Here is a 12,949-nt window from a genome sequence, read left to right on the forward strand (position 1 = left end):
AGAACAATATGCTCTTGAAATTTAGACGGTCGAAATAAGCAATAAGTGAGTGTACATAATGAGTTTAGATAATAATTCTCATTCAGTGTTTTTGTTTGATTCTGGTTATGAAATATGGCAGAAAGATGCTGGACGATAAGATGTCAGAGAGAACAAAAGAAATCTTTGAAATATAGCACCTGTTGAAACAATCCATCAGTATATAGAGAGTCAGGGTGAGAAAGATAAACCGGGCAGTAAAAATAAGGATCTATCCAAATAAAGAACAGATAACCCAGATAGAGAAGACGATCGGCTGCAGTCGTTTTCTCTATAACCGGATGCTTGCGGATAAGATCCGTCATTATCAGGAAGAAAAAAAGATGCTGAAAAATACGCCGGCCGGATATAAAAAAGAATATCCATGGCTGAAAGAGGTAGATTCTCTTGCGCTGGCGAATGTACAGTTAAATCTGGAAGGGGCTTTCCGGAAATTTTTCCGGGAACCGGGAGTGGGATTTCCGCATTATAAATCAAAAAAACATTCGCGGAAATCCTATACAACGAATATGGTAAATGGGAATATCTGTCTGCAGGACAGGTTCCTGAAACTGCCAAAGATGCAGCCGGTAAAAATAAAACTCCACCGTATGATCCCGGAGGGATGGAAGCTGAAATCAGTGACTGTGAGCAGGGAACCATCCGGGAAATATTTTGCCAGCCTGCTGTTCGACTGTGAAAACCAAACAGCGGAGAAAAGACAGGCGGAAAAATTCCTGGGGATGGATTTTGCCATGCATGGGATGTGTGTATTTTCTACCGGTGAAAGAGCCGGATATCCCATGTTCTACCGGAATGCAGAGAAAAAACTTGCCCGGGAACAGAGAAAGCTTTCCAGATGTGAAAAGGGCAGCCGTAACTATCAGAAACAGAAGAAAAAGGTTGCTTTATATCATGAAAAGATAAAGAACCAGAGGAAGGATTTCCAGCATAAGCTCAGCCACAGCCTTGCAGAAGACTATGACGCAGTATGTGTGGAGGATCTGAACCTGAAGGGGATAGCCGGAGGCCTGCATTTCGGAAAAGGGATACAGGATAACGGATACGGTCAGTTCCTTTCCATGCTTGGATATAAGCTGGAAGAACGTGGAAAATATCTGATAAAAGTAGACAGATATTTTGCATCCAGTAAGATATGCAGCGTATGCGGACATAAGAAGAAAGAGCTGGCATTATCAGAACGGATATACCTATGCGAATGTGGAAACCGGATGGACCGGGATGTGAATGCGGCGGTCAATATTCTGAAAGAAGGAAAAAGAATATATAAAAAATGTGCATAATAGCACAGAAAAGATCCGTAACCGGATAAAAAAGAACCGCGGGACACGCGGGGATAGCCTGTTTTAGCTTTGCCCTGAAGGGCAATTGAGCAGGAAGCTCCCACTTCAAAATCTGTAAGATTTAAGTGGCGAGAGCATGTCACCGTGTATTCATTCTAATAATGTATGCGCCAGAGTTGGATGCCTGGCAGCATTTCAGAACAGAACCGATTTCTTTCAGGATTATCCGGAAGATACCTGTCTGGCAGCAATGATGACCTGTAACGAATGCAAAGGCGTCAACCCGATAGAACCCATAGAAGACAAAGGAATCCTGGAAAAGATAGACAGACTGGTCAGTGAAAAAATCAGTACCATCCACGTAGGTGTCTGTCGTCTCCCGGATGGAAAGCATGAATGTCCAAGGATGACACAGATCTGCAATATGATAGAAGAACGTGGAATCAAAGTAGTCAGAGGGTCACATAAGGAATAAAAAAGTTTCCATACGTTACTGTTCACTCCGTTCACAGTAACGTAGCCAAAATTCATTCCAGATTGCCTGCGGCAATGGAATTTTGGCTTGTATGTCTCGGGATTTTGGCATATTCATGCCAAAACACCTCGCGGGACAGTGGCGTGTGAACAGTAACTTCCATACAATTTATAAAATAAAAAGAATATAAAATGCCTTGAAAATAAGAGTAAGTAATGCTAACATAAGTATAAAGCATATTTCTCTTATATTTCAAGGCATTTTTGCCGTCTGATTATTCTAATCTCAATTCAGAAATCCATGCTTTTAATTCCAGTTAATTATGAAAAGCAGGAGCTGAGAAGTGATAAGAATAGCACAAAATGTTCTTTGACTCCTGCGGAAAACAGGAGGTATTGCCAATGGCAAAAAGAAAGAACAAAAAAATTATTGTGAAAAGAAACCGATTGAAAGGCAACACAGCAACTGCAAACCGTAAGTACAAAGATACAGTCTTCCGTATGCTGTTTTCAGACAGAAAGAATCTGTTGTCGCTGTATAATGCAATCAATGAAACTTCTTATACAGATGCTGCTCAATTAGAGATTGTGACACTTGAGAACGCAATCTATATGGGAATGAAGAATGATCTGGCGTTTATTATAAATACGAATCTGTTTCTGTATGAACATCAGTCTACGTATAACCCGAACATGCCTTTGAGAGACTTATTCTACATTTCCAGCGAATATCAGAAAATGGTGGATTGGAAGTCCTTGTATACCTCAACAAGACTGAGAATACCCACACCGAATTTTATCGTATTTTATAATGGAACAGAGAAAAAAGAAGATAGGTGGGTAGATTATCTGTCAGAATCGTATGAAAATATGTCAGGAGAACCAAATCTTGAACTAAAGGTCATCACATTAAATATCAATGTAGGGCATAATAAAAAACTAATGGAAGAATGCCGGACGCTAAGAGAATATGCTCAGTATGTTGATAAAGTACGCAGATATTCTAATGAAATGGAACTGAATACGGCAGTAGAACGTGCAGTGAGCGAAAGCATTCAGGAGGGAATTCTCAAAGAATTTCTGCAAAAGAATCGAGCGGAGGTAGTTGCTATGAGTATATTTGAATACAATGAGGAAGAGGAAAAAAGGAAACTTCGGAAAGCTGAGTATGAAGCTGGAAAAAATGATGGGATAAAGATTGGGCGAGAAGAGGAAAAACGTAAAATTGCAAATTCCCTTTTTAAAGAGGGAGATTCAATTGAAAAGGTAGCCAGGATTCTTTGCGAGAGTGAAGAAACTATCAGAGGATGGGTGAATGAAAAAATGGATATAAAGGTGGAGTAACAGAAAAGAGCGTGCATTTGCCATGCGCGCTCTTTTCTGTTACTCCAATGATGCCAGTTAAAGATATAGATACCTGTTTAACTTTGGCAATGAGAAATTCCAATGTGGAACAACTATTAATTCTGTGAAAATTTATAATACTTTTTACATTCCAATGTGGAACAACAGATACAATTAAAGTATATAACAAATCAGTAAACAAGTGCAAGAAATAAAAAAACAAATATAAACCAAGTATTATAAAATTATACTTAATAATAAAAACTATTGCATATGCAATGTCGATATGATGAAATGGGATATTATAGAATTGAATTTGCAGATGATGTAGATTAATAATGAAAAATTCTGTCGATGTTCGATAAAATAAAAATGCGAAGAGGTCGACAATGGTATGTAAACAAAGGGAATGAGTGGTTTTTTGATGAAAAACATGATAAAATGAATGGGAAAATAGAACAGATATAGTGAAGTCGACAAAAATGAGTAAATAAGCATAAAAAATATGCGGAACTGACAGCTATGGATTAAAGTAGAACCATATTGGAATGTAAAGATTGATGCACTTATGGAAACGGTTAAAGAAATCCCATTAAAGTAGAACCATATTGGAATTATATAGATTCTTATGTTAAAATAGTTATTTAATTGATACAAATGATTAATTTTATTTAAGCCAATACGTATACATCAATTTATAAAGAAAAAGGAGCTTTTAAATATACTATGGAGAAACTTGTCATTGGTATCCTTGCCCACGTAGATGCAGGTAAGACTACGTTGTCGGAGGGGATTTTATATTTAACGGGAAAAATCCGTAAGCTGGGGCGTGTGGATCATAAGGATGCGTATCTTGACACCTATAACCTGGAGCGGGAGCGTGGAATTACGATTTTTTCCAAGCAGGCGGAGTTTGAATTGGGAAACAGGGGGATAACTCTGCTAGATACGCCGGGGCATGTGGATTTCTCGGCGGAAATGGAGAGGACACTGCAGGTTCTGGATTATGCGATTCTTGTGATAAATGGAGCGGATGGTGTGCAGGGGCATACTATGACCTTATGGAGACTTCTGGCAAGATACCAGATTCCGACGTTCCTGTTTATCAATAAAATGGATCAGGACGGAACTGATAAAGAGAAACTTCTGGCAGAATTAAAGAAGCGATTAAGTGATAATTGCGCTGATTTCACCTGGGAAAACACAAGTGGAATAGAAAATAGTACTGACGAAACAGCAGAGAAAGCAGAAGATGAAATATCAGATCTGCAGTCTCGGTTTCTGGAAGATATTTCCGTCTGCGATGAAGAACTGCTTGAAAAATATCTGGAAACAGAGGAAATATCAACATCAGATATCCGAAAAGTAATCAAAGAGCGAAAACTTTTCCCATGTTTCTTTGGCTCTGCGCTAAAAATGACAGGTGTAGAAGAATTTCTCCATGGTTTGGAAAAATACTGCGAGACACCGACATATCCATCTGAGTTCGGGGCAAAAGTATTCAAGATTGCCAGAGACGATCAGGGCAATCGTTTAAGCTATATGAAAATCACAGGTGGAACATTGAAGGTGAAGGAACTTCTCACAGATACAGAGAAAGCGGATCAGATCCGTATCTATTCCGGTGCGAAATTTGAGCTTGCAAAGGAAGCTCCTGCAGGAACTATCTGTGCAGTGACCGGCCTTTCCCAGACACATCCGGGACAGGGATTTGGGATTGAACGGGAATCTGAGATGCCGGTTCTGGAACCTGTATTAAATTACAGAATTCTGCTTCCTGAGGACTGTGATGTTCACCAGATGCTTAAGAAACTCAAAGAGTTGGAAGAGGAGGAACCGGAACTTCACATTGTATGGAACGAACAGCTTGGAGAAATCCATGCCATGCTGATGGGTGAGGTTCAGATCGAGATATTAAAGCATCTGATCTGGGAGCGTTTCCATGTAGCAGTAGAGTTTGGCACAGGAAATATCGTATATAAAGAAACAATCGCAGAGCCGGTAGAAGGTGTAGGCCATTTTGAACCGCTGCGTCATTATGCAGAAGTACACTTGCTTCTGGAACCCGGAGAACCGGGAAGCGGTCTGCAGTTTTTTACTGCATGCAGTGAGGATGTGCTGGACCGTAACTGGCAGCGTCTGATTCTGACTCATCTGGAAGAACGGGAGCACCCGGGAGTACTGACCGGTTCTCCGATTACGGATATGCAGATTACACTGATCACAGGGCGAGCTCATCTGAAACATACAGAGGGCGGCGATTTCCGGCAGGCGACGTACAGGGCTGTGCGTCAGGGATTAAAGAAAGCAAAGAGTGTCCTGCTTGAGCCATATTATGAGTTCAGACTTGAGATTCCGGGGGATATGATAGGGCGTGCTATGACTGACATTCAGAAAATGAATGGAACCTTCCAGCAGCCGGAAGCGGATGAGGATGATATGATGATATTGAAGGGGAGTGCACCTGTATCAATGATGCGAGATTATCAGACACAGGTAACCTCCTATACAAAGGGACGGGGCAGATTATTCTGTTCATTGAAGGGCTATGCCCCATGTCAGAATCAGGATGAAATTGTAGAGGAGATTGGATATGATTCCGAACGTGACCTGGACAATCCCACGGGTTCTGTATTCTGTGCTCATGGAGCTGGATTTGTGGTGCCATGGTATGAAGTAGAGGATTATATGCACTTAGAAGGGATTGACGAGTCTGAACTGGGGAATGCCATACCGGATAGTGAAGAAAGTATAGCAGGAAACAGGAACAGTAACAATCAGACAGATTCAGGTTATCGTCCACCCAGGAATGCCGGCGTAGGAAGCTATGAGGATGAAGAAGAGCTGAAAGCCATTTTCGAGCGCACATTCGGACCGGTCAAGCGTTACAAAGAACCACAGTTTAAGAGAACATTTTCTGCAAAATCTGACAGCGGCAGCTATTACCGCAACAGTTTTTCTGCTAAGAAGAAAGAAAAAGAATATCTCCTTGTAGATGGCTATAACATCATCTATGCCTGGGAAGATTTAAAAGAGCTGGCAGATGCAAACCTCCATGCAGCTCAGACAAAACTGATGGATATTCTGAGCAACTATCAGGGCTTTAAGAAATGTACGTTAATTCTTGTATTTGATGCTTACAAGATAGAGGGCCATGCAGAGGAAGTGATCACCTATCATAACATTCATGTAGTTTACACCAAAGAAGCTGAGACAGCGGATCAGTACATTGAGAAAACGGTTCATAAGATTGGCCGGGAAAATCAGGTAACGGTAGCAACATCCGATGGACTGGAGCAGATCATCATCATGGGACAGGGTGCCCACCGTATGTCTGCCAGAGGTCTTCGGGACGAAATAAAAGCTACAGAAAATCAGATCCGCCAGCAATGGCATGAGAAACGTCAGAGCAGTAAAAATTATCTGATCGACAATATTTCTGATGAAATGGCACAATATATGAAAGAGAAACGACTTGGAAAACAGTAAAAGGGAGATGCAGTCATGAAAGAAAAGCTTACACAGAAGGATGTTGAGAAAATCCAGCAGGAGATTGACCATCGCAAGCTGGTTGTACGAAAAGAGGCAATCGAAGCTGTAAAAGAAGCAAGAGCCCAGGGAGACCTGAGTGAGAATTTTGAGTATTATGCGGCCAAGAAGCATAAGAATCAGAATGAAAGCCGTATCCGCTACCTTGAGAATATGCTGAAAACAGCAACCATTGTTTCTGATGATTCCAAAGACGATGAAGTTGGAATGGATGATATTGTAGAGGTATATTTCGAGGAAGACGATGAGATTGAGAAATACAAACTGGTTACTTCCATAAGAGGAAACTCCATGGAAAACCGCATCAGCATTGAATCTCCCATTGGTATGGCTCTGAAAGGTCACAAGGTTGGAGACAGAGTGGAAGTAAAGGTAAATGATAACTACAGTTATTTCCTGGAAATCCGTTCTATTGATAAGACTGGTTCCGAGGATGAAGAAATCCGCGGATTCTGATAATAATACTGTCGAAATATAGGATCCGGATTGATAAAAGAACTATTGTAAGAGATGAACACCGGTTAGTGTCATATCTCCTGCAATGGTTCTTTTTATTTTTATATCAAAAATACGGATGGATTTATGGGAACCTTACACAGAATGAATATGATGACTGGAAATTTTACATGGATTTAACATTCTCATGGGGATGATTTTACAAAGCATGGTTATGATGGGAAACAAGTTAAATAACCATATACTTATGAAAAGGGAAAAGGAGAATAATCATGGATTTATTCAGTATATTAACATTGATCGGAGGCCTTGCATTATTTTTGTATGGTATGAATGCAATGGGAGATGGCCTTGCGAAGGTTTCCGGCGGAAAGCTGGAGAAGATTCTTGAAAATCTTACTTCAAATCCGATAAAAGCAGTGCTTTTGGGAGCAGGAGTAACAGCAGTGATCCAGTCATCTTCAGCTACGACTGTTATGGTAGTAGGTTTTGTAAATTCAGGGATCATGAAATTATCACAGGCAGTAGGAGTGATCATGGGTGCCAATATCGGTACTACGATCACCTCCTGGATCTTAAGCCTGACAGGAATACAGAGTGATAATTTTATTATTCAGATGTTTAAACCAACATCATTTTCCCCTGTGCTTGCGATCATTGGTGTGATCTTCATTCTGTTTATCAATGATTCAAAGAAAAAAGATATCGGAACAATTTTTATAGGTTTTGCAATCCTGATGTACGGTATGGATATGATGAGTTCTGCTGTAAAACCTCTTGCAGAAGTGCCGGAATTTACAAACCTGTTACTTAAATTCTCAAATCCGTTGTTAGGTGTTATAGCAGGTGCCCTTCTTACTGCAGTGATCCAGTCATCTTCTGCATCCGTAGGTATTCTGCAGGCCCTGTGTCTTACAGGTGCAGTACCGTTCAGTGCAGCAATCCCGATCATTATGGGACAGAACATCGGAACCTGTATTACTGCAATCCTTTCTGCAATCGGAGCCAAGAAGAATGCAAAACGTGCAGCAGCAGTACATCTGTATTTCAACCTGATCGGTACGGTTATCTTTATGACTGTATTCTATCTTATAAATGCAGTTGTTGGATTTTCTTTCTTCCATCAGGCAGCAACACCGGCAGGAATTGCTGTTATCCATAGTGTATTTAATGTTACTGCAACGATCATTCTCCTTCCTTTTGCAAAGGGACTGGAGAAACTTGCCTGTCTTACAATCCGGGACAAAAAAGAGGATGTTGTTGTTTCAGCAGAGGACAGAGAGTTTATGATCCTGGAGCCTCGTTTCCTGGAGAAACCGGCATTTGCAGTAGAGCAGAGCCGCAATGCAGCAAGAAAAATGGCAGAAGAATCCCACAATGCACTGTTTACAGCACTGAGTCTGGTGGATAAATACAGTGAAGAAGGCGTAGAACGTGTGGAAAACATGGAATCCAAGGTTGACCGCTATGAAGATGAACTGGGAACTTATCTGGTGAAGCTGAGCCACAAAGATATCTCAGAAGCAGACAGTCACAGCCTTTCCATTATGCTTCACTGTATCGGGGATTTTGAACGTATTTCTGACCATGCTGTAAATATTATGGAATCAGCACAGGAGCTTTATGAAAAAGGACTGAAATTTTCCGAAAATGCAAAGAAAGATCTGGAAGTGCTGGGACAGGCAGTAGAAGATATCGTAAATACGGCATATGAAGTTTTTGACAAACAGGATATGAAGCTTGCGGAGAAAATTGAACCACTGGAAGAAGTGATTGATGAACTTTCCAAAGAAGTAAAACGTCGTCATGTACAGAGACTGAGAAACGGTGAATGTACAATAGAGATGGGATTTATCCTTTCGGACATTACAACCTGTCTGGAACGTGTGGCAGACCATTGTTCCAATATTGGAGTCTGTGTGACGCAGGTGAATGAAGATCTGTATGATACTCACAGTCATCTGAATATCGTCAAGAGTCATCCGGACGAAACATTTTATCATGAACTGGAAGACGCACGAATCAAATATCAGCTTTCATAAAAATAAACAGGTGGATGATGGTTATCCGCATGATCAGGAAATCCGGGCACTCTGAAGTATCTGAGAGAGATATTTCAGAGAAAATGGCCGGATTTTTGTTTTAAAGAAATGAAGCAGATGCCGGATATTTACTTGTACAGGGATAAAAAAATAAGTATACTGAAAAAAGAAATACACTTGTGACGACAAAGCAGGTGATAAATAAAGGGGAGGCAAAGCAGAATGATCTATTGTGTAGAAGATGAGCGGAATATCAGGGAGCTTCTTATTTATACACTGGAAACAACAGGATTTAAAGCCAGGGGGTTTGGCAATGGCAATGAACTGATGAAAGCGCTGAAAGAAGAGATACCGGAGCTGATCCTGCTGGATATCATGCTTCCGGGAGATGATGGCTATACCATTCTGGAACAGCTGAAAAGTATGCCATCTGTAAAGGATGTGCCGGTAATTATGGTTACTGCAAAAGAAGCGGAATTTGACAAAGTAAAAGGTCTGGAAGGCGGAGCGGATGATTACATTACCAAGCCTTTCGGTATGATGGAATTTGTTGCCAGAGTAAAAGCAGTTCTCAGACGAAGTGCCCGTCAGAATGAAGACAAGGAACTGCATTACGACGAGCTTTATCTGAATGTAGGACGTCATGAGGTGCATTACCGGGAAGAAAAGGTCGATCTTACCCGAAAAGAATTTGAACTTCTTCAGTATCTGCTGGAGAATAAAGGACTTGTTATGACAAGAAATCAGATTCTCTGCCATGTATGGGGATATGACTTTGACGGTGAAACCAGAACTGTGGATGTCCATGTGAGAACCCTGCGTCAGAAACTTGGAGAGGCAGGAAATCTGATCGAAACGGTCCGGGGTGTAGGATACAGGATCGGCGCATAACAGATAAAACCGACGAAAACAGGAGTGGAAAAATGAAGCATAAAATATTCAGTCACACCAGTTTACTTATTATTTTATCCGTAATACTTACATTCCTGGCAGCAGGAACTGTCATGTATAACAGATATGATATTTATATGAAACAGGGTGTCAGAGATGAAGCCGCATATATTAAAACAGGTCTGGAAGAAGACGGAGACGTTTTTCTCTCAGACAGGGTCGGAGACGCCACCAGCAGCAGGATCACTCTTCTGGGAAAAGATGGTCAGGTGTTGTTTGACAGTATTGAGAATCCGGAAGAAATGGAAAATCACAGTAACAGACCGGAATTTATTGAAGCTGAGAAGCAGGGATCCGGTGAGATGGTACGCTATTCAGACACCTTATCAAAACAGACGTTTTACTATGCTGTAAAATTAAAGGATGATCAGGTTCTGCGAGTAGCCAGAACTACAGACAGTCTTCTGGTAACAATGTTAACCAGCTCTCTTCTGCTTGGCGGACTGGTATGCGTGATCCTTGTAATTGAACTTTTTCTTGTGCAGAAACAGACCAGAAAGCTGATAGAGCCTATCAACCGGATTGATCTGGAACATCCTCTGGAGCATGTATGCTACGAAGAATTAAGGCCATTGCTTTTTCGGCTGGATCAGCAGAACAGACAGATTCAGAAACAGCTGGAAGATCTTAAGAATGCAGAGAGCGCAAGAAAAGAGTTTACGGCAAATGTTTCCCATGAATTGAAAACTCCTCTTATGTCAATCTCCGGATATGCGGAGCTTATGATGAATGGAATGGTACCGCCGGACAAGATGCAGGATTTTTCCGGCAGGATTTTTCATGAGTCCGAGCGTTTATCAAATCTGGTTGCAGATATCATTCAGCTTTCCAGACTGGATGAGAAGAACGGAGAAACTATGTTTGAACAGGTTGACATCGGAGAGCTTGGGGAAGATGTGATCAACAATCTGCAGAACAGGGCAGCAAAGAAAAAGATTAATCTGGAATATACAGGCGGACCTGCACAAATGCAGGGAGTACGCCATGTATTATATGAAATGTTCTACAATATTACAGATAATGCTATCCGCTATACCCCGGATGGTGGAGATGTAAAGGTTTTTGTGGTAAAACTCAATGGGAAACCGTATTTTCGTGTGGAAGATAACGGAATAGGTATTCCGGAAAGCGAACAGCAGAGAATCTTCGAGCGTTTTTACAGAGTGGACAAGAGCCATTCACGTGAAACCGGAGGTACAGGCCTGGGGCTTTCTATTGTAAAACATGGCGCAGTTTTGCATCATGCGAAGATTCTTCTGGACAGTGAGCCGGGTAAGGGAACGAAGATGGAAATCCTGTTTGATCAGACTAAGTAAAGCTCCTGTGAAGCAGTTATTCGGTGTAGTGAAGAGGATGATTTTGTTTAGTGTTGAAAAGAGAGTGGACAGTATCCGACATGGTTGTTAGAAATGTATAAATTTTGGGGATTGACAGACAAGTGATTATTGGAGAAAATAAAATCAGACAGTTATCCATGTAAAAGCAGGTACAATGGAGGGTATTTTCAGTATGGAAAAATGGAGAAGCATTGCAGCGGGTATGAGCTGTTTGTCAATGCTGTTCGCAACAGGAGCGGTTACTGTATCAGCATCAGATGAAATCACAGAAATTCCGGAACAGAGTATTGTATACTGGTCCATGTGGGAAGAAGATGAACCACAGGCAGATGTGATCAGAGAAGCAGCAGAAGCTTATGAAGAAGCAACAGGTATTTCTGTAGAGATTCAGTGGAAGGGCAGAGGAATCCGGTCTCTGATAGAACCTGCCCTGGATGCCGGAGAACAGATTGACCTTTTTGATGATGATTATCAGAGGATGGCTCAGGAACACAGGGATTATCTGGCAGAATTAAAAGGAATGGCAGATACTGTGGATTATGAGAAGCATATTATGCCGGTACTGTTGGAGCAGGTGAAGAACTGGGGAAATGGAGAACTGCTTGCAATGCCGTATCAGCCTTATATCACAGGCGTCTGGTATAATAAGGATTTATGGGAAGAGGCTGGACTTACAGAACAGGATATCCCGGATACCTGGGAGAAACTGATCAGAGTATGCCGTAAGATTAAAAACAGTGACAGTGGCCTTAGTGCCATGACCTGCGATGAAGAGTATGTGAATCTTCTGTATGGATATCAGCTTGCCAGATATCTTGGACAGGAGAAAGTGCAGCAGCTGATCCGTAACTGTACCTGGTCACAGATTCCGCAGGCAAAAGAGGCGGCAGATGATATCAGAATTTTGTTTTTTGCGGGATATATGAGTCAGAGTGCACCGGCACAGCATCCGGAAGGTCAGGATGAAGTGGGAGATGGCGAGGCAGTCATGGTGCTGCAAGGCTCCTGGGTTCCGAATGAAGTGACAGAAGCTACAGAATCTGATGATTCCTGGGGATTTTTTCCATGGCCTGCAGTAAAGGCCGGAACAGACGGCACAGAAGGTGTTATGGTGGGAGCACAGGGATTTGGAGTCACGAAGGATTCGCAGATGAAACAGGAAGCTTTTGATTTTGCATATTCCATCTGTACCGGGGAAACAGATATGAAAATGACAGATGCGGTTAATTCCATCCCGGCAGATACGGACAATACACAATGGCCGGAAGTGCTGGCAGATGCAGTACCGTATATGAAAGAGATGTCAAAGCCGTACATGTGGGCTGCAGGTCTGGAGGCAGATCCGGATTATAAAGAACAGATACAAAGCGAACTTCTGAAGCTTACAAGATTAGAAGAAACATCGGATGAATTTATAGAGAATCTCAGCAATATGAAGTAAGAAAAAGGCTGTTCAACATTATGAAAATATTGG

At 41.5% G+C, this 12,949-nt stretch carries 9 protein-coding genes; all 9 read left to right on the forward strand.

All coding sequences use genetic code 11. The features are described from left to right. The first annotated feature begins 215 nt into the window (after positions 1 to 215). The 9 genes from NQ550_RS03405 to NQ550_RS03445 all read left to right on the forward strand — a co-directional run bounded on the left by NQ550_RS03405 (position 216) and on the right by NQ550_RS03445 (position 12,916). Positions 216 to 1,322 carry an RNA-guided endonuclease TnpB family protein gene (locus tag NQ550_RS03405; RefSeq protein ID WP_062807727.1) on the forward strand — a complete coding sequence of 369 codons (1,107 nt, stop codon included), beginning with the start codon at positions 216 to 218 and terminating at the stop codon, positions 1,320 to 1,322. Positions 1,323 to 1,458: 136 nt separating this feature from the next. Further along, a complete protein-coding gene (locus NQ550_RS03410; protein WP_062807331.1) occupies positions 1,459 to 1,797 on the forward strand; it encodes a CGGC domain-containing protein in 339 nt (112 codons plus the stop codon). 401 nt (positions 1,798 to 2,198) lie between these two features. Beyond that, on the forward strand, positions 2,199 to 3,140 hold the full coding sequence (locus NQ550_RS03415; protein ID WP_008705918.1) for an RpnC/YadD family protein: 942 nt from the start codon (positions 2,199 to 2,201) through the stop codon (positions 3,138 to 3,140). A gap of 726 nt (positions 3,141 to 3,866) precedes the next feature. Continuing rightward, positions 3,867 to 6,629, forward strand: coding sequence for a translation factor GTPase family protein (locus NQ550_RS03420; RefSeq protein ID WP_025580684.1), 2,763 nt, complete (start codon positions 3,867 to 3,869; stop codon positions 6,627 to 6,629). A 15-nt stretch (positions 6,630 to 6,644) separates the two neighbouring features. Then, a complete protein-coding gene (gene greA / locus NQ550_RS03425; protein ID WP_008705914.1) occupies positions 6,645 to 7,145 on the forward strand; it encodes a transcription elongation factor GreA in 501 nt (166 codons plus the stop codon). Between the two features lie 272 nt (positions 7,146 to 7,417). Then, positions 7,418 to 9,187: a Na/Pi cotransporter family protein gene (locus tag NQ550_RS03430; protein WP_008705912.1), complete on the forward strand. Its 1,770-nt coding sequence runs from the start codon at positions 7,418 to 7,420 to the stop codon at positions 9,185 to 9,187. 222 nt (positions 9,188 to 9,409) lie between these two features. Then, positions 9,410 to 10,078, forward strand: a complete 669-nt coding sequence (locus NQ550_RS03435; protein ID WP_025580682.1) for a winged helix-turn-helix domain-containing protein — start codon at positions 9,410 to 9,412, stop codon at positions 10,076 to 10,078. Positions 10,079 to 10,110: 32 nt separating this feature from the next. Then, a complete protein-coding gene (locus NQ550_RS03440) occupies positions 10,111 to 11,454 on the forward strand; it encodes a sensor histidine kinase (protein WP_025580680.1) in 1,344 nt (447 codons plus the stop codon). A 193-nt stretch (positions 11,455 to 11,647) separates the two neighbouring features. Then, on the forward strand, positions 11,648 to 12,916 hold the full coding sequence (locus NQ550_RS03445) for an ABC transporter substrate-binding protein (RefSeq protein WP_062807319.1): 1,269 nt from the start codon (positions 11,648 to 11,650) through the stop codon (positions 12,914 to 12,916). Positions 12,917 to 12,949: the final 33 nt, after the last annotated feature.

Source organism: Blautia wexlerae DSM 19850 (assembly GCF_025148125.1).
Lineage (GTDB): Bacteria > Bacillota > Clostridia > Lachnospirales > Lachnospiraceae > Blautia_A > Blautia_A wexlerae.

What these genes read in the sequence shown, in the direction of transcription:
- NQ550_RS03435 (WP_025580682.1), top strand. Translation starts at nt 9,410, where the DNA reads ATGATCTATTGTGTAGAAGATGAGCGGAATATCAGGGAGCTTCTTATT.
- NQ550_RS03445 (WP_062807319.1), top strand. Translation starts at nt 11,648, where the DNA reads ATGGAAAAATGGAGAAGCATTGCAGCGGGTATGAGCTGTTTGTCAATG.
- NQ550_RS03410 (WP_062807331.1), top strand. Translation starts at nt 1,459, where the DNA reads ATGTCACCGTGTATTCATTCTAATAATGTATGCGCCAGAGTTGGATGC.
- greA (WP_008705914.1), top strand. Translation starts at nt 6,645, where the DNA reads ATGAAAGAAAAGCTTACACAGAAGGATGTTGAGAAAATCCAGCAGGAG.
- NQ550_RS03430 (WP_008705912.1), top strand. Translation starts at nt 7,418, where the DNA reads ATGGATTTATTCAGTATATTAACATTGATCGGAGGCCTTGCATTATTT.
- NQ550_RS03440 (WP_025580680.1), top strand. Translation starts at nt 10,111, where the DNA reads ATGAAGCATAAAATATTCAGTCACACCAGTTTACTTATTATTTTATCC.
- NQ550_RS03420 (WP_025580684.1), top strand. Translation starts at nt 3,867, where the DNA reads ATGGAGAAACTTGTCATTGGTATCCTTGCCCACGTAGATGCAGGTAAG.
- NQ550_RS03415 (WP_008705918.1), top strand. Translation starts at nt 2,199, where the DNA reads ATGGCAAAAAGAAAGAACAAAAAAATTATTGTGAAAAGAAACCGATTG.